This window comes from Gluconacetobacter takamatsuzukensis (assembly GCF_014174275.1).
GTDB classification, from domain to species: Bacteria; Pseudomonadota; Alphaproteobacteria; order Acetobacterales; family Acetobacteraceae; genus Gluconacetobacter; species Gluconacetobacter takamatsuzukensis.
Map to the genome: position 1 here is coordinate 14793 of NZ_JABEQK010000014.1, position 21952 is coordinate 36744.

Sequence of the window (21952 nt, forward strand, 5' to 3'; positions counted from 1 at the left end):
TGCGGGGCGCGGGGAGGCCTATTAAACTTCGGTCATGGGCCGCCGCCTGCCGAAACGGCATGATTTCTGGGGGCGGGATTATGCGGTATGGAATCTCCCATGCTGGACATCCATACCTATGACGCCCGGGCGGGCGGCAATGTTCTCTACAAGGCGCTGGTTCATCCGCTGGCGGCCGAGGCGCTGGCGGGGCTGGCGGCTTCGGTCCGTGCCGCCGGACCGGTGGCGGTGTACGATCCCGAGGGGATGTTCGCCATGGTGCTGGCGCTATGCCCCGGTGGTGTGGACGGGTTGGGCGGGCTGGGCGTCATCGAAGGTGTGTATGTCCATGATACGCAGCGCGTCGGCCAGCCCACGGCGGCGGGGCCGGCGCGGGCGCTGGTGGATCTGCCGCTTGCCTCCGTCGGGGCGGTGCTGGCCGTCAGCTTCGAGGGCGCGCGGGTGCGCGACCGCATTGCGCATCTGCTGCCCGAGGGGGCGCGGGTGTTCGCGCTGGATGGCGTGCGGTTGCCCGACGCGTTGCTGACCGTGCCGGGCCGCTATCTCGACCGGCTGAATTTTGCGACCAACCATGCCTTCTTTCGCGATGCGGACGGGTTGTCGACCCGGCTGGTCACGGCGAATTACTGGGCGCGCTATGGGGCCGCGGACGTGCGGCTGTGGCTGCGGCTGTTCGGCGCCGCGGGCGAGGTGCTGGCCAGTTGGGAGGAGAAGGTGCCCGAGGGCGAGGGCGCGATCGTGATCGACAGCCAGGTGGTGCGTGAGCGTTTCGGGCTGCCGCCCTTCGTCGGGCAATTGTTCGTGCATGCGATCGGCGTGGCCGGGCATGATGTGGTGAAATATGCCCTGGATACCTACGGCACGGGGGAGAATCCCAGCCTGTCGGTGACGCATGATGCCAATGCCTGGCCCTCGGACCGGTATGCCAACCTGCCGGCCCCGGATGAGGGCGAGGAGGTGGTGCTGTGGGTGCAGAACAGCCACGCCGTGCCGATTCCAGCCGGTGCGATGGCGTTCAATCGCATGGGGGAGGACAGGCAGGTGCCGATTGCGCGCGGCATCGGCCCCTATGAAACGGTGGCGATCCCTGTTTCCGACTGTCTGCCGGACCTGCATTGGCCGGCGCAGATCGAGCTTCGGTCGGGGCGGTATCTGGTACGGCCGCGCTATGAGGTGACGCGTGCCGCGCGGACGCGCATTGCCCATCTGAACGTGGAGCGGGCGGATCTGCGCCCCGACCCGGGAATCGCGGATCTGCCGGCCAGCCTGGGGCGGGGGTATCTGCTGCCGTTCCCGATTCTCGACCCCGCGCGGTTCCGCACCGTCGTCCAGCCGTCGCCGATGGCCGAATCGCAGGCGACCCTGCCGTTGCGCCTGGATTGCTTCGATACCCAGGGGCGGCTGACCGGCCGGAAATTCCTGGGTTGCCTGCCGCGCGACCATGATCTGGCGCAGGATGTGGCGGAATTGGACGTGCCCGAGGGGCATGGGGAGCTGGTCTATGATTTTCGCGACGGGGGCGAAGCCGATGGTTGGCTGCATGCGCTGATCCGGTTCACGGCACGGGAGGGTGGGCATGCCGCCGAGACCAGCTTCGGGGCGCATGTCTTCAACACCGTCATGACCTATCGGGACGAGCCGCAATCCTATTCCGGTCCGCCGCCGGGGCTGAGCACGCGGCTGTTCCTGAAGGGCGGGAACGGGCTGGGCCAGGCGTTCTGCTGCCTGATCTATCCTGCGTCAGCGGCCTGGCGCCCGTGGTCGCGGACCATGCTGAGCCTGCATGACGGGCAAGGGCGGACTGTGGCGAAGGCGGAGATGGAGATCGCCTGTTCGGGATCGGCGATGGTCTGGCCGCATCGCCTGTTCGGCGGGGCGGCGGTCGAGCGGGCCGGAATGGGTGCTTATGTGATGATTCGCGACGTGACGTGCCGGCTGTTCGGCTATCATGGCGTGATGCGGGACGACGGGGCTTTCTCGCTGGACCATATGTTCGGGTTTTGAAGAATGTGTGACGGGGTGTCTTGCGGGTCGGAGGGAGATCTATTATGAGGTCCCCACCGGGCACGGATGGGTGCGTAGCTCAGCGGTAGAGCATCGCCTTCACACGGCGGGGGTCACAGGTTCAATCCCTGTCGCACCCACCATCCGATCCCCGGTTTCTCCCGATTTTTAATGCCTCATGTTGTCATTTGAGGTCCATAGCCTGGCAAGTCGAAGCGTATCGACGTGGCTTGGCGTGGCGGAATCCGTGCCGGAGACGTGCCACGGTTTTGTAACCGGCCGAGCGGCAGACTCGGGTCGGTCAGGGCAGAGCCTCAGGCAGGTTGCAGCAGGTCCGGCCCGTTATTCGCAGGCCTGTTGACCTCCTGCCCGATGGGCCAGCAGCGAAGACGCCCACGCCGGCCGGCATGCGAGAGGCAATCCTGTAATGATTGCCAAATGTTAAGAACTGCATCCGTGGCAGAAGCACGTTGATTCCAAGGCCGCGGCGTTGTTACCATTTGTCAATGTAGTTCGTGCGCTATCGTACGGCTCCAGAACAGTGCAGCCAGCGGGTATTTACCTCCATGAACCGATTGACGTCAGGGAGATGCGCCGAAGGCATGAATGTCGTGGCGCCTCGGCCCCTCACTGTTTCCGATCAGTCTTTGGAAGAAGAACATCGCTGGGCCGATCCGATATGGCGGGACGCGTGGCTTGGTGTCTTGCCCTACTTATCGCGGGACGACCGGGTCCTGCTGCCGGAAGGTGGCTGGCCTGCTGCAGATGTCGCCGAAATGCGGATCTACCGCCATGTTATTGATGTTGGCGACGCCACGGTCCTGTTTCTCTACAAAGGCCGGATGTCTGGCATTTCCCCCGCCACCCTGAAGAAGATCTATCACACTTGGCGACCGGTTTTCGCCAACGACGTTTTCGCCTGTTTCGTGCGCCGCGGTCTGCGGGGCCTCCTGGACCGGAAGCTGCGACGTGCAAAGCATTATGAGGTCGTCAGAGAATTCCTGGGCGCGCGGAAACTGCGGCGCTGCAAAGATACGACTTTTTTCGTGCATATCCCCAAGACGGCCGGCACGACCGTATGGGAAGCCGTCGCGGGTTCGGTTCCAGCTAAGCTCTACTGCGAGAATTACGAGGCCTTTGGTTGCCATCCTCCGGTCGCGGCGAATTTCGATCTGATTGGCGGCCATGTGTCCTTGCCGATCCTGGCCCGCTGGGCGGGGCCGAATGATCGTTTTGCATCGGTACTGCGGGATCCGCTCGCGCGTTTCCGTTCCGCGTTCCTGCATTGCCGTCGCGCGAAGGAGGATGTTGAAACCTTTACCCCCGCCATGCGTATGATGCGCGAACGCCCGTTGGCGGATTTTCTATCCGACCCGGGTGCGCCGATGGAGATCTGCCAGCAAACCATCATGCTGGGTTTTGCATTCGACCGCGTCTACGGCCCTGAAGTGGAGCAGGAGGTTTTCGACCGGGCTCGCGCTGCCCTCGATCAAAGCGGGAGCATCTTCGCTACGGCCCGGCAATTGCCAGACTTCATCGACAGAGTGCGCGCGAGGCTGCACCTTCCCCCGCTTGAGGGGCAACTGCCATTACGGAATGCCAGCGATATGAAGGCACAAGCCCGTGATATCGAGGAATTTGAGGCGTTTGTGCCGACGATCCGCGGGATGCTGGCGATGGAGCAGGAACTCTACGATATCGTGGCCCGACGGGAGAACCGCTGAGGCAGCGCCCGATGGTCGCCGCTGAGGACCGTGACAACATGAAGGCTGGCAACGCGAAAAGAGCCCGCGGCCTTTCCCGTGGGCTCAGGAATTGTCATCCATCCAGGAAGCCGGCATTCGCCGCCGCCGGCGCATCCGAGTCCTGTCCATCCAGCAGCCCGTCGGCCGGCATCAACTGCCGCCATGCCAGCCCGCCCGGCGTTGAGGTTGGCGTAGCGCCCATTGTTCCCTGGCACCGTCGCGACCGCAGCAGCGAATGCGGCAGGCGACGACAGTGCGCCGACTGCACCGGCCGCCCAACCGCTCGCGGTATCGACCGTTGCCACGACAACAGAGGCGCTGGCTGCCATCCGACCGGGAAATCCCAAATATATTTTATTATCTTGCTTATGTTGTCAGGCTTCGGCGCGTCCGCTGCTGTGGTCGCGCGTTTGCTGTCGCGATTTTTCTTGACACTTAAAAGTGATTTGAGCCATCAAAATCGGGTTGCAGCGTTTCGATTGAACGGCTGCTTCTTGGACGTTTCCTCCCTAAACTTGGCGGTGCTTCGGCACCGTCTTTTTTTTGTCCGGGCCCCTTGGCCGATCGCTGGCGATCGGCATCTACTGAACCGAATTGGCATTGAAGGTGGATCATGGCGGGATTCTTTGACGGACTGGTGAACAAGCTGACGGAACTGGCGGACAGCACGGGCCTGACCGACCAGGTGCATCAGCATCTTGCCGAACTGACATCGCCCACCGGGATTTCGACCTTGCTGAACCAGGCCGAGCAAGCGGGGCTGGGCGACAAGGTCCGGTCGTGGATCGGCAATGGCCAGAACCTGCCGGTTTCCCCCGAGGAATTGCGGTCGATTCTCTCGAACCAGCAGGTGCAGGCGCTGGTCGACAGGACGGGCCTGCCGGCGGCGACGATCCTGCCGGCACTGGCGCAGTTTCTGCCTGCTGCGGTGGATCATCAGACGCCTGCCGGCGCGCCGCCCGCCGCCTGAGCGTCGGCGCGCCGTTCCGCGTCAGGCCGCCCCGGCACCCGGCATGCGAGGCAGGTCGGTGGCGATGCCGGCCAGCGTGCGGAATAGCGCGGTCATGACGGTGCGGATGTCGCCGAATCCGGTGTTCGGCGTCAGTCCGTTTTCATCCATGTAGAGCGCCCGGCTGATTTCGACCTGCAGGGCGTGGCGCCCCGTCGCGGGCCGGCCGTAATGGCGGGTGATGTAGCCGCCGGCATAGGGGGCGTTGCGGTTGGTCCTGAAACCGTAGGACCGCAGGCAGGTCTCGGCCGCTTCGGTGATGGCGGGCGCGCAGGATGTGCCCCAGGCGTCGCCCAGCACGAAATCCGGCATGTCGTAGGCCCGCAAGCCGGTGCTGGGCATCGAATGGCAATCGACCAGCACGCAGGCCCCGTGTGCCGCGACCTGGGAATCGATCAGTGCGGAGAGGGCGGCGTGATAGGGGGTCCAGAGCCGGGCGAGACGCTCCGCCGCCTCGCGTAGGGGCAGCCGGGTGCGGTAGATCGGCGTGCCCGATGCCGAGATGCGGGGAATCACCCCCAGGCCGGCCCGCACCCTGGGGGTGAGGCGCGTGCGGTCGGGAGGGAGGGACTCGGTGAACATCGTGGGGTCGAGTTCGTCCGAATCGCGATTCACGTCGCAATAGATGCGGGGGAAGGTGGCGTGGATCATGTGCGCGCCCACCCCAGGCGCGCCGGCCAGGAGTTCGTCGACGCAAAAATCCTCGCTGCGGCGCAGGACCGTACGGTCCAGCCGCGACAGGGCGAGGAAATCCTGCGGATAGGCGTGGCCCGAATGGGGGGAGGCGACGACCAGCGGCACGCCGGCGATCCGGGGCGGCACCAGCACGAAGGGGGCGGGTATTGCGTCTGAGGTCGTTTCCGATTCCGGGGCCAGCCGCGATTCCATTTGCGTCACGTGCGGTCATCCGGAGCGATGGGAAGGATATTATCCTTCTTTTTCAAGGAGTTGATCGAAACGGTCACCTGCTCGTCATTTTTTCCGTACGGATGGGTTGCGCAACGTCGGTTGCCCGGCTAGAAGCCTGTTCACCGAACGGATGGGCGCATAGCTCAGCGGTAGAGCACTACCTTGACATGGTAGGGGTCACAGGTTCAATCCCTGTTGCGCCCACCATCCTTCGGGCTCCCTTTTTGAATGTTGTTAAAAGACCGTCTGAAGACGGTCCACCGCGCGAGCGGGCCGTGAGGCGGTGTGTCCGGCTGTTTGCCGTCATCCGCCAGTGAGGGGTCCTTCAGGCGCTTTCCGGTTGTGTGGCCGAGGCATCCAGTGCGGCTTGCAGCATGTAGGCTGCTGCCAGCTTGTCCACCAGTTCGGCGCGGCGCTGGCGGGTGAGGTCGGCGTCCTGGATCAGCATGCGGTTTACGGCGCTGGAGGACAGGCGTTCGTCCCACATCGCGGCGGGAAGGCCGACCAGGCTGGACAGGTTCAGCATCCAGTCATGGGCCGCCTGGGCCGCCGGGCCGAAGCTGCCATCCATCGACAGCGGCAGGCCGCAGACCAGGCCCCCGACCTCCTCCCGTGCCGCGATCCTGCCGATTTCGGCGGCGACGGCGCCGAGTTTGCCGCGTTTCAGCGTGCCGTAGGACGAGGCCAGCATCAGCAGCGGGTCCGACAGGGCCAGGCCGATCGTCTTCTGGCCGGGGTCGATGCCCAGCAGGCGTTGGCCGCGCCCGAGATGGGCGCGGATCTGGTGCATGTTGAACAGGGGCATGGTCTGGGTCTATGGTCCGCGCGGTGTCCTGACCGGCAGGATATTCCCCCCAGATGATAATGGAAAGTTGTGCTTCATGTCGCTTGACCCCGCGACGGTCCGACGTATCGCCAGATTGGCACGGATCGGTATCGACGAGTCCGACCTGCCCGCCCTTCAGCGGGAACTGAACGGCATTCTCGGCTGGATCGAGCAATTGAACGAAGTCGATATCGACGGTGTCGAGCCCATGGTTGGCACCGGGCACGCCGCCCTGCGCATGCGCGAGGATGTGGTGACCGATGGCGGCGCGCGCGATGCCGTGCTGTCGAACGCTCCGGATGCGGCGGGGCCGTACTATACCGTGCCGAAGGTGGTGGAATGATGCTGACCGAACTCACGATCGCCGCGGCCCAGGGGGGGCTGCGTCGCCGCGAATTCTCCGCCGAGGAACTGGTGGGCGCCCATGTCGCGGCCATCGACCGGCTGAATGGCCGACTGAATGCCTTTATCACGGTTACCTCCGAACAGGCGCTGGATGCCGCGCGGCGGGCCGATGCGATCCTGGCCGGCGGCGAGGATGCGCCGGCGCTGACCGGGATTCCGCTGGGGATCAAGGATCTGTTCTGCACCGACGGCGTGCGGACGACCGCTGCCAGCCGGATGCTGGAAGAGTTTGTCCCGCCTTATGAAAGCACGGTGACGGCGAACCTGCTGGCCGATGGCGCGGTGTTTGTGGGCAAGACCAACCTGGACGAGTTCGCCATGGGGTCGGCCAACATTACCTCGGCCTTCGGGTCGGTGGAGAATCCGTGGAAGCGGGCAGGAGACGACCAGACCGTGCTGGTGCCCGGCGGGTCGTCCGGCGGGTCGGCGGCGGCGGTGGCCGCGCGGCTGGCCATGGGCGCCACCGGCACCGACACCGGCGGCTCGATCCGCCAGCCTGCTTCCTATTGCGGCATCGCCGGCATCAAGCCGACCTATGGGCGGTGCAGTCGCTGGGGGACGATTGCCTTCGCCAGTTCGCTGGACCAGGCCGGGCCGATGGCGCGCACGGTCGAGGATTGCGCCATCCTGTTGCAGTCGATGGCCGGGTTCGACGTGCGTGACAGCACCAGCGTCGATGTTGCGGTGCCGGATTACCGCGCCGCCTGTGGCCGGTCGCTGAAGGGCATGAAGGTGGGTATTCCCGCCGAATACCGGGTGGCCGGCATGCCTGCCGAAATCGAGGCGGCGTGGGAGCAGGGCATTGCCTGGCTGCGCGACGCGGGATGCGAGATTGTCGAGGTTTCGCTGCCCTACACAAAATATGGTCTGGCGACCTATTACATCGTGGCGCCGGCGGAATGTTCGTCGAACCTCGCACGCTATGACGGTGTGCGTTTCGGCCGCCGGGTGCCCGGTGAGTCGCTGGACGAGCTGTATGAAGCGACCCGGCGCGAAGGGTTCGGGGCCGAGGTGAGGCGTCGCATCCTGATGGGGACCTATGTGCTGTCGGCCGGGTATTACGACGCCTATTACCTGCGCGCGCAGAAGGTGCGGAACCTGATCCGCAAGGATTTCGAGAATGCGTTCCGGACGGTGGACGTGCTGCTGACGCCGACCGCGCCGTCGCCCGCCTTTGCGCAGGGCGAGAAGATGGATGATCCGGTGCAGATGTATCTGAACGACGTGTTTACCGTTCCGGCCAGCATGGCCGGCGTGCCCGCGATGTCGGTTCCCGCCGGGCTGAGCCAGTCGGGCCTGCCGCTGGGCTTGCAGGTGATCGGCCGGTCGTTCGACGAGGAATCTGTGTTCGCGGCGGCCAGTGCGCTGGAGCGGGCGGCGAGCTTTACGCATCGCCCGGCCGTGCGCGCGGAGGTGGTGTGATGACCTATCTGATCGAGGGACGCGACGGCCCGTGGGAACTGGTGGTGGGGCTGGAAGTCCATGCCCAGGTCATCAGCCAGTCCAAGCTGTTCTCGGGGGCCTCGGCCTCCTACGGTGGTGAGCCGAATACCCATGTCAGCCTGGTCGATGCCGGGTTTCCGGGCATGCTGCCGGTCATCAACCGCGAATGCGTGGCGCAGGCCGTGCGGACCGGGCTGGGGCTGAAGGCACGGGTGAATCTGGAAAGCCGTTTCGACCGCAAGAATTATTTCTATGCGGACCTGCCGACGGGCTACCAGATCAGCCAGTTCACGCATCCGATCATCGGTGAGGGGGCGGTCGAGATCGAGCTGGCCGATGGGTCGACCCGCATGATCGGCATCACCCGCCTGCATCTGGAACAGGATGCCGGCAAGTCGATGCATGACCAGGACCCTGCGCGTTCGTTCATCGACCTGAACCGGGCGGGCGTCGCGCTGATGGAAATCGTCAGCGAGCCGGATATTCGCACGCCGGAGGAGGCGGGGGCCTATCTGCGCAAGCTGCGCATGATCCTGCGCTATCTCGGCACCTGCGACGGCAACATGGAAGAAGGCTCGATGCGCGCCGACGTGAACGTGTCGGTCCGCAAGGCCGGCGAGCCGTTCCGCACGCGCTGCGAGATCAAGAACGTCAACTCGATCCGCTATGTCATGCAGGCGATCGAGGTCGAGGCCGTGCGCCAGGTGGAGATCTGGGAAAGCGGTGGCTCGGTCGACCAGGAAACCCGCCTGTTCGACCCGGTGCGGTCCGAGACACGGTCGCTGCGCAGCAAGGAAGACGCGCACGATTACCGCTATTTCCCCGACCCCGACCTGCTGCCGCTGGTGATCGGGGAGGCGTGGGTCCAGGACCTGGCGGCGCATCTGCCGGAACTGCCGGACGCGAAGCGCCAGCGCTTCCAGGACGAATATGGCATTCCGCGCTATGATGCCGGGGTGCTGGTGGCCGAACAGGCGACCGCCGATTTCTACGAGACGGTGGCGCGCGGCCGCGACCCGCGCCTGGCGGCGAACTGGGTGATCGGCGATTTCTTCGCCGCCCTGAACCGGACCGGCCGGACGATCCAGGACAGCCCGATCAGCGCCGCGGCGCTGGGCGGCATGCTGGACCTGATCACCGACGGCACGATCAACGGCAAGATCGCCAAGGACGTGTTCGAGGAGATGCTGGCCAGCGGCGAGACGGCGGCTGAGATCGTCGAGCGCAAGGGGTTGCGGCAGGTGACCGACACGGGGGCGATCGACGCGGCCGTGCAGGCGGTGCTGGACAAGAACCCTGATAAGCTCGCGGAATATCGCAGCGGCAAGGACAAGCTGTTCGGCTTTTTCGTTGGTCAGGTCATGAAGGCGATGGCCGGGAAGGGCAATCCGGCGCTGGTGAACGAGGCGCTGAAGAAAGTGCTGTAATCGCTGGGGGGATGGCGGTTTGGGGTTTGACGGCGTTGCGGTGACGGTCTACAAGCAGCGCTGCAAACGCCGTGTTAACAAACACGCTCCTCGGCGGAGGGGTGGCCGAGTGGCTGAAGGCGGCGGTTTGCTAAACCGTTGTACGGTGTCAAGCCGTACCGTGGGTTCGAATCCCATCCCCTCCGCCAATTTCCTTTCTCCAAAAAAGAATGTTTGCCGGATGTCCGGGCGTGACCGCCCGTTTGGCGGGGCTTTCGACATGGACATCGCGCAGACTATTGCTGCGGCTGGGCATTGGCCGCCTGTCTGCATTTTGCAACGTCAGCGAGGCTGCTCCGCTCCGATGCCCGGAAAGACACGCCGGGCGTAAGGCGGCAGGCGGTTTTTCAAACGGCCTCCATGCGCTTCCTTTTTTTATGAATCGGCGCACGATACGTCCGGCTTCGGGGGGCGTATGAGGATCGTCGCGCGTGTTGACAGCCGGATAGGCTGCCTGACCGGCCGTGAGGCGTCGGCGGCGTGGTCAGGCTCTGAAACAATTCGTGCCGGACGTTGGGTCGCCAGAGATGCGGGGGGACCTGTATGGAGGATTGCGAACCGGCAAGGGGCGGTATTCGGGGATGATGGTTGAAACGGTACGTGGGCGCCCTGGCCTGCCCGATCATGTGATGCGATGGATCGCCGTGGCGATGACGCTGATGCTGCCCTTCTTCCTGTTGCGGGGGCGGGCGATCAGCGATGGTTTCATGTCCTGTATTGGCGTGCTGTTTCTGCTGCATTGCCTGCGTGCGCGGGATCGCGGCTGGTGGCGGGGGTGGCCGGTGTTCGCGCTGGCGTTCTGGGCGTTGGCGATTCTCTCGTCGGTAATGCATGGGACTGGCCATGCGGTGGCCGAGGCGTTGGTGCTGGGGCGGTTTCTTCTATTCTGCGCGGCGCTGGAATGCTGGGTGCTGCGCGACGGCGCGGCGCGGCGCTGGCTGGGCCTGTCGGTGACGCTGGCGGCCCTGTGGCTGGTCGTGGAATGCTGGCAGCAATATCTGCTGGGGACCAATCTGTGGGGGTATCCGCGCTGGGTGGATGGCGCGCTGACCGGGCCCTTCTACAAGCCGCGCGCGGGGGCCGCCCTGCTGATGGTCGTCTTTCCGGGCCTGATGGTCTTTGCCACGCGCTGGCTGGAGGCGCCGGCCTGGCGCCCGCGGCTGGCGGGTGTGGGCCTGATCATGTTCCTGGTGCTGACGATGATCCTGATCGGCCAGCGCATGCCCGCGCTGCTGTTCGGCCTGGGGCTGGGCATCATGGCCGTGCTGATCCGCCGGTTGCGCTGGCCGGTGCTGGCCGCCGGGTTGGTCGGGGTGGCGGGACTGGCGCTGCTGCCCGTGCTGTCGCCGCCGGCCTATGCCAAGCTGGTGGTCCGGTTCATGGACCAGATGCGGCATTTTTCCGACAGCCCCTATGGGCAGATCTATATCCGCGCCGGGGTGATGCTGGACCGGCATCCGTGGCTGGGGCTGGGGGTGGACGGGTTCAGGAACGCATGCGCCGACCCGGCCTATGTGCGCGACCTCGTGCTGTTCGGCCATACGTTTCCGAGCCGAGGCGTGGCGGTGGGGTGCAACATCCATCCGCACAATATCTATCTGGACGTGGCGACCACGGCCGGGCTGGCCGGGCTGGCCTGTTTCGTGGCGATGGTGGCGTGCTGGCTGTGGCGGATGGTCCGGGCCCTGTCGCCCGCACGGGCGCCGCAGCAGGCGATGCTGTGCGTGACGAGTTGCGTGATGCTGTGGCCGGTTGCCTCCAGCAGTGCGCTGTTTACCGTGCGGACGGCGGGCTGGATCTTTCTGATGGTGGGCTGGGGGCTGGCGGCCTCGGCCGATATCGCGGGCGAGAAGCGGGCCGAGCGGCGTTTCTGAGCGGGCCAGGGCGATTGCAGAGCGTCGCCGGAAGGTCGCTCAGGCGGCGCCGAGATCCTCGGGGCCGAAGGCGTCGGGCAGCAATTCGGCCAGTGTGCGGACCAGCAGCACGTCGCCGGATGGGTTGACCATGCGGATTCTCAGACCGGGCGCGCCGAATTCGCGGATTTTCTGACGGCAGCCGCCGCAGGGCGCGCAGGGGCGGTCGCCGCCGCCGCAGATGACGAGGTCGGCGATGCGGCGGCCGCCGGCCGCCACCATGGCCGAGATCGCGCCGCCTTCGGCGCAGATGCCCTCGGGGTAGGCGGCGTTTTCGGTATTGCAGCCGATGAAGAGGTGCCCGTCGGCGTCGTGCAGGGCCGCGCCGACCAGGAAGCGCGAATAGGGGGCGTAGGCCCTGGTGCGGACGGCGATCGCGGCGTCGATCAGCGTGTCGTCGGACATGGCGGCCTCCCTTGGTTTGTCCTGTCTGATGAACCCTCTATCGGATCGGATGGCGAAAGAACAGCATGGGAGGCTGCGGGAGCTTGGAACTGGGGCGCCGTGCCGGTATTCTCGATACATGCTGGATTGCCCTTCCTCCCCTGCCGAGCAGGACCCGACCATCGCCGAACTGCTGGCTGCGCGCCCGCATCTGTCGATGCACGCCCTCGACGGCCTGGTGCTGGAGGAGGTGCCGCTGAACGCGATCGCGGATGCGGTCGGTACGCCGACCTGGGTGATGGGGACGGGAACGCTGCGGGCGCGCTATCGGCTGCTGGACGGGGCGATGCGCCGTGCGGGGCTGGCGCCGTCGATCCATTTCGCGGTGAAGGCGAACGATCATCTGGCCGTGCTGCGTGTGCTGGCGGCGGAAGGGGCCGGGGCCGATGTCGTCAGCGGGGGCGAACTGCGCCGGGCGCGTGCGGCGGGGGTGCCAGCGGAGCGGATCGTCTTTTCGGGCGTGGGCAAGACGCGCGAGGAGATGGCGCTGGCATTGGCCGAGGGCATCGGCCACATCGCGGTCGAGAGTGCCGAGGAGCTGGACATTCTCTCCGACGTCGCGGCGGCGTGCGGCCGGGTGGCGCCGATCACGCTGCGGGTGAATCCGGATGTGGATGCCGGCACGCATGAGAAGATCACCACGGGGCTTTCGACCAACAAGTTCGGCATTGCCTATGCCCGGGCGGCCGCGTTGTACGAGCGTGCGGCGACGCTGCCGGGGCTGAAGCCTCTGGGATTTTCGGTGCATATCGGCAGCCAGATCGTGGCCATGGCGCCCTATCGGGCCGCGTTTGCCCGGGTGGCGGAACTGGTGCGTACCGTGCGGGCGCGCGGGGTGCCGGTCAGTCTGGTCGATTGTGGCGGCGGTCTTGGCATTTCCTATCGCGACGAGGTCGAGGGCGCGCCGGAGGCGTTGGCCGGCGCGATCCGTGCCGAGCTGGGCGATCTGGACGTGCAACTGGCCATCGAGCCGGGGCGCTGGCTGGCGGGGCCGGCCGGGCTGCTGCTGTCGCGGGTGGTCCTGCGCAAGGCGGGGGAGGATGGGTTGCCGTCTTTCCTGATTCTGGACGCGGCGATGAACGATCTGATGCGGCCCAGCCTCTATGAGGCCTGGCATGGCATTCTGCCGGTTTCGGCCCGCGATGCGACGCTGCCGGTGGAGGCTGTGAATGTGGTCGGGCCGGTTTGCGAAAGTGCGGATTCCTTTGCGGATGGGCGGGTTCTGCCGCGTCTGGACGAAGGCGCGCGGGTCGCGCTGCTGGATACCGGGGCGTATGGCGCGGTCATGAGTTCCACCTATAACGGGCGGCCGCTGGCGGCGCAGGTGCTGGTCGATGGCGGGCGCTGGTCGGTGATCCGCGCGCGCCAGCCTGTGGAGAGCCTGTGGGCGGCCGACCGGATTCCCGACTGGGTGACGCCCGCCCCGGCGGGCGGCTGAGCCCGGCATGGCAGGGGGGTCCACATCCCTGGAAGGCGACGGGACGCCGGTCGTGTCCATCGTGCCGTTTCCGGTGCGTCTGGCGGCGGCGCGGCATCGGGCGCGGATCGTGCTGTGGATCGAGGCGGTCCGGCCCGTATTGCTGCCGGTGCTGGGGATGTTGGCCGCTTATGGAATTGCGGGCCTGCTGGGGGTGCCGCAGGCGTTTTCCGACCTGTTGCGTGGGGTGATCCTGGTCCTGCTGGCCGGTGTCTGCGTGGGTTGGGTCGTCTGGCGGGGGCGGCGGGTGGTGGCGCCGACGCCGGATGAGATCGACCGGCGGATCGAGCGCGCGTCGGGACTGGCGCATCGCCCGTTGCAGACGCTGGCCGATCATCCGGCCATCGACGGCACGGAACAGGCGGGATTGTGGGCCGCGCATCTGTGGCGCACGGGGCATGCGATCGGGCGGCTGCGCGCCGGCTGGCCGCGCCTGTGGGCGGGGGTGCATGATCCCTGGCGTCTGGGTGTCGTGTTACCGGTTGCGCTGCTGGCGGCGCTGGGCTGGGCCGGGCCGGAGGCGCCGGGACGGCTGGCGGCGGCTTTCTGGCCGGGGCTGGACGACCCTGGTGCGGTGCGGCCGCATATCCAGGCCTGGATCACGCCGCCATCCTATGCGCCCGGCGCGCCGGTGTTTCTGGATGAGCGGACGGGTCAGGCGACGGTGCCGCAGGGGGCGGTGCTGAGTGTCAGCGTGACGGATCTGCGCGGCCGGCCGAGCCTGCGCGTTGCCGCGATGGCGTCGGGGCCGGCGGTGGGGGACGACCGGTTTCGCGCGCTGGGGCCGGGGAGTTGGTCGGCGGAGGTGAAGCTGCTGGGCAGCGCGACGCTGGCCCTGCGTGGGCGTGGGCGGACCTTCAGCGACTGGACCGTGACGGTTCTGCCCGATGCGGCGCCGACGGTTGCCTGGGGCACGCGGCCGGGCAGCGCGCAGGGCGAATGGCGCACGCGGCTGCCTTATGCCGCGAAGCAGGCTTATGGCATTGCGTCGCTGCATGCCGAACTGCGGCTGGCGCAGCCGGGCAAGGGCGCGCGGGCCGGGCGGGTAGTGAGCGTGCCGATTCCGCTGGATGGCCAGCCGCGCGATGCGACCGGGGTTGCGACGCCGGACCTGTCGGCCGATCCGTGGGCCGGCGAGGAGGTCGTGGGGCGGCTGGTGGCGACCAGTACCAGCGGGCAGGAGGGGACGAGCCCGGAGGCGCGGTTCCGGCTTGGGGCGCGCAAGTTCACGAGCCCGGTAGCCAAGGCGGTGCTGGACATCAGGCGTCGGCTGGCGCTGGGGCGCGAGAGCCCTGCCGATGGCGCCGACGATCTGGCGGCGCTGGGCGAGATGCCCGACCCGTTCCAGGCCGATGCCGGCATGCTGCTGAACCTGGCCTCGGCCGCAGCATTGCTGGAAAGCAATGATGTGGCGCCGCAGGTGGCGCTGGACCAGGTGGTGGGGCGGCTGTGGTATCTGGCGCTGGAGATCGAGGATATCCGGCATGGCGGGCGCGCCGGGGCGCAGGCGGCCCTGGATGTGCGGGCGGCGCAGGATGCCGTGACCGCGCAATTGAACCGCATGCGGGCGCTGGGTGCGCAGGGCCAGACGGCGGCTGAACAGAGCGAATTGCAGCGGCGGATGGAGGCGTTGCGCCAGGCGATTTCCCGCCGGATGCAGGCGCTGGCCCAGCAGGCGCTGCAATCGCATTCCGCGATTCCCGATCTGCCCGGGATGACGCAGGACGGGGACCGCGCACTGTCGAAGATGATGCAGCAGATGCAGGATGCGGCGAAGGAAGGCCGGTCTGCCGACGCGATGCAGATGATGCAGCGTATGGAAGATATGCTGGAGCATATGCGGACGGCCTCGCCGCAGGATATGGCGAATCTGGCCGCCCAGATGATGGCGCGCCAGCAGGCCGCCGAGCAGCAGGCGGCGCTGCGCGACCTGATTGCCCGCCAGTCCGGCTTGCTGGACCACAGCCAGGCGCGCCTGGACCGCGCGCAGCGGGCGCGTGATAAGGCGGAGACCGAACGGCGTGCGCGGCAGGAGGAAGAGGCGCCGGATACGGATGGCGACCTGGCGACGATGCCGGCCGCCGAGCTGATGCGTCGCCTCGGCCTGCGGCCGCTGCCTGGCATGCAGGACGAGCAGTCGGGCCATGGCGGCCAGCCGGGCGGACCACCCCAGCCGCAAGAGAATGCCTCGGCCGACGGGGCGAAGGGGGCCGGCGCCGGTCAGCATGGCGAGGACGCGCCGGGTGACGAGACCGCGCGGGGGGACGACCGGGCCGTGCAGCGTGCGCTGGGGCGGGCGCTGGACGAGCTGGGGCATGAATTCAAGGGGCTGACGGGGAAGGACGCGCCGGCAGGCTTTACCGACGCCGGGCAAGCGATCAGGAATGCGCGCACCGCGCTGGCCGGTGGCGATGACGCGACGGCGGCGGCAGCACAGCGCAAGGCCCTGGCCGATCTGCAGAAGGGCGACCAGCAGATGCGCCAGGCCATGAAGGGATCGGGCGGCGGGGGCATGACCAGCTTCCTGCCGGGCTTCTCGAACAGTTCCGGGGGCGGCAAGCCGGGCGAGGGCGACGAATCCGGGGAGAGTGCGCAGGAAGACCAGAAGGGCGATCGGGACCCGCTGGGCCGGCGGACCGGCGAGGGCAAGGAAGGCATGGATGCCGATACCCATGTGCCCGACGCCGTGTCGCGCGAGCGGGCCCGCGAGATCGAACAGGAACTGCGGCGCCGGGATTCCGACCGGACGCGCCCGCGCGAGGAACTGGATTATCTGGATCGCCTGCTGAAACCGTTCTGAAAGCTCACGCCGGAGATCGACGCGGAGCGGGCGAAAGGCCGCGAACGCGAGATCGCGTTACTGCTGCGTGCGGAAACGATCAGTTTGAGGCCGGAAACGTGGGCTGGTGAGCGAGAGTGCCGCGCAGCGGCACGGCCGGCGTGTGTCTGCGAGCACCGGAGCGCAGAGGACGCGCGCCGGATCGCCACCAGCGCGCGTTTCCGGCCTCAAACTCAGTCGGGCATGGGGTAGGTTCGGGGATACGTCATATGCGAGGTGGGGCCGGGGGCTGAGGGCGAGCCCTTCTTGCCGCAGGCGGCCAGGCCGGTCAGCAGAAGGGCCAGGCCCAGCAAGGTGGCGAGGGGGCGCATCAGGCGCCCGATCATGGCGTGTTGCCCGACGGCGTGTCGCCCAGCGCGGCCAGCCAGCGTTCGGCCTGGGCGCGGACATTGTCCGGTGCGGTGCCCCCCTCGCTGGTGCGTGAGGCGAGCGAGGCCTCGACGGTGAGGACCGAGAAGATGTCTTGCGTGATGCCCGGTTCCTCGGCCTGCATGTCGGCCAGGGAGAGGTCGGAGAGGTCGACGCCGCGGCTTTCGGCCAGCGCGACCAGGCGGCCGGTGACGTGGTGGGCGGTGCGGAAGGGGAGCTTGAGCACTCGCACCAGCCAGTCGGCGAGGTCGGTCGCGGTGGAGAAGCCGGAGCCGGCATAGGCGCGCATGCGCTCGGTGTTCGGGCTGAGGTCGCGGATCATGCCGTCGCAGGCCGCCAATGACAGGGCGGCGGCGTCGGTGGCGGCGAAGACGGGTTCCTTGTCTTCCTGCATGTCCTTGGCGTAGGCCAGCGGCAGGCCCTTCATGACCGTCAGCAGGCCGACCAGGGCGCCGCTGACGCGGCCGATCTTGGCGCGCACCAGTTCCGCCGCGTCGGGGTTGCGCTTCTGCGGCATGATCGACGAGCCGGTGGTGAAGGCGTCGGACAGGCGGATGAAGGCGAAGGGCGCCGAGCACCAGATCACGATTTCCTCGGACAGGCGCGACAGGTGCATGGCCATGATCGACAGGGCCGACAGATATTCCAGCGCGAAATCGCGGTCGGACACGGCATCGAGCGAATTGGCGGTCGGGCGGTCGAAGCCCAGTGCCTGCGCAGTCATCCGCCGGTCGATGGGGAAGGAGGTGCCGGCCAGGGCGGCCGAGCCCAGCGGGCATTCGTTCAGGCGGCGGCGGGTATCGGCCAGGCGGCCGCGATCGCGGGCCAGCATTTCCACATAGGCCATCAGGTGATGGCCGAAGGTGACGGGCTGGGCGGTTTGCAAGTGGGTGAAGCCCGGCATGGGGTCGGCCGCGTGTTCGTGCGCGCGGCGGGAGAGGGCGCGCATCAGGGAGGCGACCTGCCCGTCCAGCCCGTCGATGGCGTCGCGGACCCAGAGGCGGAAATCGGTGGCGACCTGGTCGTTGCGCGAGCGGGCGGTGTGCAGGCGCTTGCCGGCCTCGCCGATCCGTTCGGACAGGCGGGCCTCGATATTCATGTGGATATCTTCCAGCCGGGGGCTGAAATCGAAATGGCCGGCGGCGATTTCCTGCCCGATGCCGGTCAGGCCGCGACGGATCTCGGCTTCATCCTCGGCGCTGATGATGCCGGTTTTGGCCAGCATCGCGGCGTGGGCCAGCGAGCCCGCGATATCCTGCCGCCACAGGGCCTTGTCGAAGCCGATCGAGGCGTTGATGTCCTGCATGATGGCCGAGGGGCCACCCGCGAACCGACCGCCCCACTGGACATTCGCCCGTGCGGAGTCATTGTCGGTCGCATGTTCTTCGTTCACAGACATGCCATGCCCCAGATCCAGATCCTGTCGAAAACCGTCGGTCGCCGCGCCTTGCTCGCGGATGGCGGCACCCTACTGGCCGCTTGGCTCGGGTGCAATTCCATCCTTGCGCCGCCGGCGCGGGCCGAAGAGCCGGTGGCGGTGGACCTGCCGACGCACCGCACCGCCGCGCCGCGCGCGCTGCCGGACCTGAGCTTTCTGGATGAAGCGGGGGCCACGCGGCATCTGGCCGACTGGCATGGGCGGATCGTGGTCCTGAACCTGTGGGCCACCTGGTGCCAGCCCTGCGTGGCGGAGATGCCGGCGCTGGCCGCGCTGGCGCGGCAGGTGGCGCCCGGGGGGGATATCGCGGTCCTGCCGGTCTCGATCGATCATGGGGGGGCAGAGCTGGTGCGGCGATTCTATCTCACCCATTCCATCGCCGACCTGCCGGTGCTGAGCGACCCGCATATGCAGATTCCGACCGCGTTGCGCGAGGAGGGGGTGCCGGTGACGCTGGTGATCGACCGCGCGGGGCGCGAGGTGCTGCGGATTGTCGGCCCGGTGCGCTGGGACCCGGCATCGGCGCCGGAGCGGCTGCGCGGGCTGGCGGCCGGCGGGTGAGGTGCCGCGCCTTTCGTGATGGCGGGGGGCGGGGTAGAACCGGACGGAGCGGGTGATCGGATGAGGGGCGAGATGATGGAACAGGACGGGCCGCTGCTGGGTGCGGACGATCCGCAGCCGGTGCTGGTGCATGGCCGGACGGGCCCGTCGCCCTTTGTCCTGGTTAGCGACCATGCGGGGCGCGCGGTGCCCGGCCGGCTGGGGGATCTGGGCGTGCCGGCGCCGGATTGGGAGCGGCATATCGCCTGGGATATCGGCATGGCCGGCATGGGACGCCTGCTGGCCGAGCGGCTGGAGACGATTCTGATCGAGCAGGTCTATTCGCGCCTGGTGATCGACTGCAATCGGGCGCCGGGGCATCCGACCTCGATCGTGCGGGTCAGCGACGGGACGTTGGTGCCCGGCAATGCGGAATTGGACGCAGCGGCGGAGCGGGAGCGGGTGGAGCGGATCTTCCGGCCCTATCACGACCGGATCAGCGGGGAACTGGACGCGCGGCAGGCGCGGGAACAGCCGACGGTGCTGGTGTCGCTGCACAGTTTTACACCCGAGATGGATGGGCTTGCCCGCCCTTGGCATGCGGGCATCCTGCATAATCATGACCCGCGTTTCGGGCTGATCCTGAAGGATCTGCTGGACCGGGAGCCCGGGCTGCTGGTCGGCGACAACGAGCCCTATGCGCTGACGGATACCAGCGACCACACGGTGCCGTTCCATGGCGAGGCGCGGGGCCTGCCGCATGTGGAACTGGAGGTCCGGCAGGATCTGGTGGCCGATGCGGCGGGACAGCGCGAATGGGCGGACCGGCTGGCGCGGCTGCTGCCGCTGGCCTGGGCGCGATACACGGCGTGAGTGCGGCATGAATCATAATGTGACGGATGCTTTGTCCTCGGTGCGGGTCGAACCCGGCCGGCTGACGATTCGCGGGACGACGGCGCTGGCTGGTGTGATCGGCTGGCCGGTGGCGCATTCGCGCTCGCCGTTGCTGCATAATTTCTGGCTGGCCAAATATGGGATCGACGGCGCCTATGTGCCGCTGCCGGTGCGGCCGGGAGCCTTCGACGTGGCGGTGCATGGCCTGCGTGCCGCCGGATTTCGGGGCGCGAACGTGACCATTCCGCACAAGGAGGCGGCGTTTGCGATTGCCGGCCGGCTGCATCGCTCGGCCGTGCGGTCCGGTTCGGTCAATACGCTGGTCTTTGCCGAGGATGGGACGATCGAGGCCCATTCGACCGATGGCGACGGGTTTGTCGCCAGCCTGGAGGCGAAGGGCGTGGATGTCGGGCGCGGGCCGGTGCTGCTGCTGGGGGCGGGGGGTGCCGCGCGGGCGGTGGCCGCCAGCCTGCTGGATCGGGGGGTAGCGGTTTCGGTCGCCAACCGCACGACCGCGCGGGCGGTGGCGCTGGCCGAGGCGCTGTCGGCGGAGGGGCCAGCGCCGGTTTCGGTGATCGACTGGGCGGATTGGGAGGACCATCTGCCGGGCCATGCGCTGCTGGTGAACACGACGTCGCTGGGCATGCATGGCGGGCCGGGCGATGGGTTTGCGCCCGACCTGACGCGTGCGCCCGACGACATGGTGGTGTCGGATATCGTCTATGTGCCGCGCATGACGCCGCTGCTGACCGCCGCCGTGGCGCGGGGGCTGCGGATTGTGGATGGGACCGGCATGTTGCTGCATCAGGCGCGGCTGGGCTTCAAATGCTGGTTCGGCGTCGATCCGGAAGTCGATGCCGATATCCAGGCGCTGTTCGACGCCGACCTCGCACGGTGACGATGAGGATCCTGGGCCTGACCGGTGGGATCGGGATGGGCAAGTCGACAGTGGCGCGAATGCTGCGGCGGGCGGGCTTTCCGGTGTTCGATGCCGATGCGGCGGTGCATGCGCTCCAGGCGCCCGGCGGCAGGGCGCTGCCGGCGATCGGGCGACTGGTGCCGGGAGCGGTGCAGGGTGGGGTGCTGGATCGCGCGGTGCTGCGTCGCGCGGCCGTTGCCGACCGGGCGGTGATGAAGGGGCTGGAGCGCATCATCCACCCCATGGTGCGCCAGGAGCGCGACCGTTTTCTGGCGCGGGCGCGGCGGGCGGGGCATTCATGGGCCGTGCTGGATGTGCCGCTGCTGTTCGAGACGGGGGGCGACCGCTTGTGCGACCGGGTTGCCGTGGTGTCGGCGCCGCCGGAGGTGCAGGCCTATCGGGTGGCGCGGCGGCGGGGCATGGCGCCGGGGGAAGTGGCGGCGGTGATCGCGCGCCAGATGCCCGATCGCGAGAAGCGGCGCCGGGCGGACGATGTGATCTGCACCGGCCTGTCGCGGAATGATACCGTTCGCCGGGTGCGGCGGCTGGTCGCGCGGATGCGTGCGGAAGCTGGATCGCGGATCCGCGCGGAAGAGGGAAGACCATGAAGCGATCGATCCTGTTCGATACCGAGACGACTGGGCTGGACCCCAGGAAAGGGGACCGGGTGATCGAGATCGCCGCCCTGGAACTGATCGACGATCTGCCGACCGGAGAGCATTTTCGGGTGCTGATCCATCCGGAGCGGGACATCCCGGAGGAGGCGACGAAGGTCCACGGCTTTACGCTGGCGGACCTGGAGGGCAAGCCCCGGTTTCATGAAATCGCCGACGCATTCCTGGCCTTTATCGGGCCGGATGAGATGATCGCCCATAATGCGCGCTTCGATTTCGGCTTTCTGAACGCGGAGCTGGAGCGTGCCGGCCGGCCGGTGCTGTCGCTGGACCGGATGGTCGATACGCTGGATATCGCCCGCGAACGCTATCCCGGCCTGCCCAACAGCCTGGATGCGCTGTGCCGGCGCTTTTCCATCGATCTGTCGGCCCGCACCACCCACAACGCGCTGCTGGATTGTCGCCTGCTGGCCGAGGTCTATCTGGAGCTGATGGGCGGGCGCCAGCGCGGGCTGGGCCTGATGATCGAGGATGGTGGCGGCGGCCCGACGGCGCACAGCTACGAGCGCGTGACGGGTCGCATTGCCCGGCCGATCGTGCCGTCGGCCGAGGAACTGGCGGCGCACGGCAAGTTTCTGGAGAAGGTGAAGGAGCCGATCTGGCTGTCATAGGGCCGGACCGGATCTGAGGGGCGGCGC

General features: G+C 67.6%; 20 protein-coding genes and 3 tRNA genes. 17 read left to right on the forward strand and 6 right to left on the reverse strand.

Annotation, left to right across the window (positions count from 1 at the left end; genetic code table 11):
• Positions 1-99 precede the first annotated feature (99 nt).
• The 3 genes from HLH27_RS14940 (at position 100) to HLH27_RS14950 (ending at position 3728) form a co-directional block, all read left to right on the forward strand.
• Positions 100-2004, forward strand: coding sequence for a hypothetical protein (locus HLH27_RS14940; protein WP_182950846.1), 1905 nt, complete (start codon positions 100-102; stop codon positions 2002-2004).
• Between the two features lie 68 nt (positions 2005-2072).
• Positions 2073-2147 (forward strand) — tRNA-Val (locus HLH27_RS14945).
• A 459-nt stretch (positions 2148-2606) separates the two neighbouring features.
• Positions 2607-3728, forward strand: a complete 1122-nt coding sequence (locus HLH27_RS14950; RefSeq protein WP_182950847.1) for a hypothetical protein — start codon at positions 2607-2609, stop codon at positions 3726-3728.
• 94 nt (positions 3729-3822) lie between these two features.
• Here the strand turns inward: HLH27_RS14950 and HLH27_RS17260 are convergent, their stop codons facing one another.
• Positions 3823-3951: a hypothetical protein gene (locus tag HLH27_RS17260; protein WP_275943922.1), complete on the reverse strand. Its 129-nt coding sequence runs from the start codon at positions 3949-3951 to the stop codon at positions 3823-3825.
• Positions 3952-4362: 411 nt separating this feature from the next.
• Here HLH27_RS17260 and HLH27_RS14955 point away from each other — a divergent pair, with 411 nt between their 5' ends.
• Positions 4363-4719 carry a YidB family protein gene (locus tag HLH27_RS14955; protein ID WP_182950848.1) on the forward strand — a complete coding sequence of 119 codons (357 nt, stop codon included), beginning with the start codon at positions 4363-4365 and terminating at the stop codon, positions 4717-4719.
• Positions 4720-4740: 21 nt separating this feature from the next.
• On the opposite strand, the gene HLH27_RS14960 is transcribed toward HLH27_RS14955, so the two are convergent.
• Positions 4741-5646: an N-formylglutamate amidohydrolase gene (locus tag HLH27_RS14960; RefSeq protein WP_182950904.1), complete on the reverse strand. Its 906-nt coding sequence runs from the start codon at positions 5644-5646 to the stop codon at positions 4741-4743.
• 153 nt (positions 5647-5799) lie between these two features.
• Here HLH27_RS14960 and HLH27_RS14965 point away from each other — a divergent pair.
• Positions 5800-5874: transfer RNA gene (locus HLH27_RS14965), tRNA-Val, on the forward strand.
• A gap of 118 nt (positions 5875-5992) precedes the next feature.
• On the opposite strand, the gene ruvX is transcribed toward HLH27_RS14965, so the two are convergent.
• Positions 5993-6472, reverse strand: a complete 480-nt coding sequence (gene ruvX / locus HLH27_RS14970) for a Holliday junction resolvase RuvX (RefSeq protein WP_182950849.1) — start codon at positions 6470-6472, stop codon at positions 5993-5995.
• A gap of 76 nt (positions 6473-6548) precedes the next feature.
• On the opposite strand from ruvX, the gene gatC reads away from it, so the two are divergent.
• The 5 genes from gatC (at position 6549) to HLH27_RS14995 (ending at position 11681) form a co-directional block, all read left to right on the forward strand.
• Entirely contained in the window at positions 6549-6836 is a 288-nt protein-coding gene (gene gatC / locus HLH27_RS14975; protein WP_182950850.1) for an Asp-tRNA(Asn)/Glu-tRNA(Gln) amidotransferase subunit GatC, read from the forward strand.
• Positions 6833-8320, forward strand: coding sequence for an Asp-tRNA(Asn)/Glu-tRNA(Gln) amidotransferase subunit GatA (gene gatA, locus HLH27_RS14980; protein WP_246375934.1), 1488 nt, complete (start codon positions 6833-6835; stop codon positions 8318-8320). The genes gatC and gatA overlap by 4 nt, the downstream gene beginning before the upstream one ends.
• Positions 8320-9768: an Asp-tRNA(Asn)/Glu-tRNA(Gln) amidotransferase subunit GatB gene (gatB, locus tag HLH27_RS14985; RefSeq protein WP_182950851.1), complete on the forward strand. Its 1449-nt coding sequence runs from the start codon at positions 8320-8322 to the stop codon at positions 9766-9768. Before gatA ends, gatB begins: the two co-directional genes overlap by 1 nt.
• 95 nt (positions 9769-9863) lie before the next feature.
• A tRNA-Ser gene (locus HLH27_RS14990) sits at positions 9864-9956 on the forward strand.
• Between the two features lie 480 nt (positions 9957-10436).
• Positions 10437-11681, forward strand: coding sequence for an O-antigen ligase family protein (locus tag HLH27_RS14995; protein WP_246375935.1), 1245 nt, complete (start codon positions 10437-10439; stop codon positions 11679-11681).
• A 39-nt stretch (positions 11682-11720) separates the two neighbouring features.
• Here HLH27_RS14995 and HLH27_RS15000 read toward each other — a convergent pair whose 3' ends face one another.
• Positions 11721-12287 carry a cytidine deaminase gene (locus HLH27_RS15000; protein WP_408870860.1) on the reverse strand — a complete coding sequence of 189 codons (567 nt, stop codon included), beginning with the start codon at positions 12285-12287 and terminating at the stop codon, positions 11721-11723.
• Here HLH27_RS15000 and lysA point away from each other — a divergent pair.
• On the forward strand, positions 12244-13602 hold the full coding sequence (lysA, locus tag HLH27_RS15005) for a diaminopimelate decarboxylase (protein WP_182950854.1): 1359 nt from the start codon (positions 12244-12246) through the stop codon (positions 13600-13602). The two genes, HLH27_RS15000 and lysA, sit on opposite strands and share 44 nt — an antisense overlap.
• Positions 13603-13609: 7 nt before the next feature.
• Positions 13610-16441 (forward strand): DUF4175 domain-containing protein, encoded by a 2832-nt coding sequence (locus tag HLH27_RS15010; protein ID WP_182950855.1) that lies wholly within the window; start codon positions 13610-13612, stop codon positions 16439-16441.
• Positions 16442-16653: 212 nt separating this feature from the next.
• Here the strand turns inward: HLH27_RS15010 and HLH27_RS15015 are convergent, their stop codons facing one another.
• Positions 16654-16806 (reverse strand): hypothetical protein, encoded by a 153-nt coding sequence (locus HLH27_RS15015; RefSeq protein WP_182950912.1) that lies wholly within the window; start codon positions 16804-16806, stop codon positions 16654-16656.
• Positions 16803-18248: an argininosuccinate lyase gene (argH, locus tag HLH27_RS15020; RefSeq protein ID WP_182950856.1), complete on the reverse strand. Its 1446-nt coding sequence runs from the start codon at positions 18246-18248 to the stop codon at positions 16803-16805. Before argH ends, HLH27_RS15015 begins: the two co-directional genes overlap by 4 nt.
• A 3-nt stretch (positions 18249-18251) precedes the next feature.
• On the opposite strand from argH, the gene HLH27_RS15025 reads away from it, so the two are divergent.
• The 5 genes from HLH27_RS15025 (at position 18252) to dnaQ (ending at position 21925) form a co-directional block, all read left to right on the forward strand.
• Positions 18252-18848 carry a TlpA family protein disulfide reductase gene (locus tag HLH27_RS15025; protein WP_182950857.1) on the forward strand — a complete coding sequence of 199 codons (597 nt, stop codon included), beginning with the start codon at positions 18252-18254 and terminating at the stop codon, positions 18846-18848.
• 72 nt (positions 18849-18920) lie between these two features.
• The gene (locus HLH27_RS15030; protein ID WP_246375939.1) at positions 18921-19700 is read left to right on the forward strand and encodes an N-formylglutamate amidohydrolase; all 780 of its coding nucleotides are present in this window, start codon (positions 18921-18923) and stop codon (positions 19698-19700) included.
• A 7-nt stretch (positions 19701-19707) separates the two neighbouring features.
• Positions 19708-20619 carry a shikimate dehydrogenase gene (locus tag HLH27_RS15035; RefSeq protein ID WP_182950859.1) on the forward strand — a complete coding sequence of 304 codons (912 nt, stop codon included), beginning with the start codon at positions 19708-19710 and terminating at the stop codon, positions 20617-20619.
• A gap of 2 nt (positions 20620-20621) precedes the next feature.
• Positions 20622-21248 (forward strand): dephospho-CoA kinase, encoded by a 627-nt coding sequence (gene coaE, locus HLH27_RS15040; RefSeq protein ID WP_182950906.1) that lies wholly within the window; start codon positions 20622-20624, stop codon positions 21246-21248.
• Positions 21245-21925 carry a DNA polymerase III subunit epsilon gene (gene dnaQ / locus HLH27_RS15045; protein ID WP_182950860.1) on the forward strand — a complete coding sequence of 227 codons (681 nt, stop codon included), beginning with the start codon at positions 21245-21247 and terminating at the stop codon, positions 21923-21925. The genes coaE and dnaQ overlap by 4 nt, the downstream gene beginning before the upstream one ends.
• The last annotated feature ends 27 nt before the right edge of the window (positions 21926-21952 follow it).

Bases quoted from the DNA above. Each gene is read 5' to 3' on its own strand.
- HLH27_RS15035 (WP_182950859.1), top strand. From the start codon at position 19,708: ATGAATCATAATGTGACGGATGCTTTGTCCTCGGTGCGGGTCGAACCC.
- coaE (WP_182950906.1), top strand. From the start codon at position 20,622: ATGAGGATCCTGGGCCTGACCGGTGGGATCGGGATGGGCAAGTCGACA.
- HLH27_RS17260 (WP_275943922.1), bottom strand. From the start codon at position 3,951: ATGGGCGCTACGCCAACCTCAACGCCGGGCGGGCTGGCATGGCGGCAG.
- HLH27_RS14960 (WP_182950904.1), bottom strand. From the start codon at position 5,646: ATGGAATCGCGGCTGGCCCCGGAATCGGAAACGACCTCAGACGCAATA.
- HLH27_RS14940 (WP_182950846.1), top strand. From the start codon at position 100: ATGCTGGACATCCATACCTATGACGCCCGGGCGGGCGGCAATGTTCTC.
- ruvX (WP_182950849.1), bottom strand. From the start codon at position 6,472: ATGCCCCTGTTCAACATGCACCAGATCCGCGCCCATCTCGGGCGCGGC.
- HLH27_RS15000 (WP_408870860.1), bottom strand. From the start codon at position 12,287: ATGGTCGGGTCCTGCTCGGCAGGGGAGGAAGGGCAATCCAGCATGTAT.
- HLH27_RS15025 (WP_182950857.1), top strand. From the start codon at position 18,252: ATGCCCCAGATCCAGATCCTGTCGAAAACCGTCGGTCGCCGCGCCTTG.
- dnaQ (WP_182950860.1), top strand. From the start codon at position 21,245: ATGAAGCGATCGATCCTGTTCGATACCGAGACGACTGGGCTGGACCCC.
- HLH27_RS14950 (WP_182950847.1), top strand. From the start codon at position 2,607: ATGAATGTCGTGGCGCCTCGGCCCCTCACTGTTTCCGATCAGTCTTTG.
- HLH27_RS15010 (WP_182950855.1), top strand. From the start codon at position 13,610: ATGGCAGGGGGGTCCACATCCCTGGAAGGCGACGGGACGCCGGTCGTG.
- lysA (WP_182950854.1), top strand. From the start codon at position 12,244: ATGCTGGATTGCCCTTCCTCCCCTGCCGAGCAGGACCCGACCATCGCC.
- HLH27_RS14955 (WP_182950848.1), top strand. From the start codon at position 4,363: ATGGCGGGATTCTTTGACGGACTGGTGAACAAGCTGACGGAACTGGCG.
- HLH27_RS15030 (WP_246375939.1), top strand. From the start codon at position 18,921: ATGATGGAACAGGACGGGCCGCTGCTGGGTGCGGACGATCCGCAGCCG.
- HLH27_RS15015 (WP_182950912.1), bottom strand. From the start codon at position 16,806: ATGATCGGGCGCCTGATGCGCCCCCTCGCCACCTTGCTGGGCCTGGCC.
- gatB (WP_182950851.1), top strand. From the start codon at position 8,320: ATGACCTATCTGATCGAGGGACGCGACGGCCCGTGGGAACTGGTGGTG.
- argH (WP_182950856.1), bottom strand. From the start codon at position 18,248: ATGTCTGTGAACGAAGAACATGCGACCGACAATGACTCCGCACGGGCG.
- HLH27_RS14995 (WP_246375935.1), top strand. From the start codon at position 10,437: ATGCGATGGATCGCCGTGGCGATGACGCTGATGCTGCCCTTCTTCCTG.
- gatC (WP_182950850.1), top strand. From the start codon at position 6,549: ATGTCGCTTGACCCCGCGACGGTCCGACGTATCGCCAGATTGGCACGG.
- gatA (WP_246375934.1), top strand. From the start codon at position 6,833: ATGATGCTGACCGAACTCACGATCGCCGCGGCCCAGGGGGGGCTGCGT.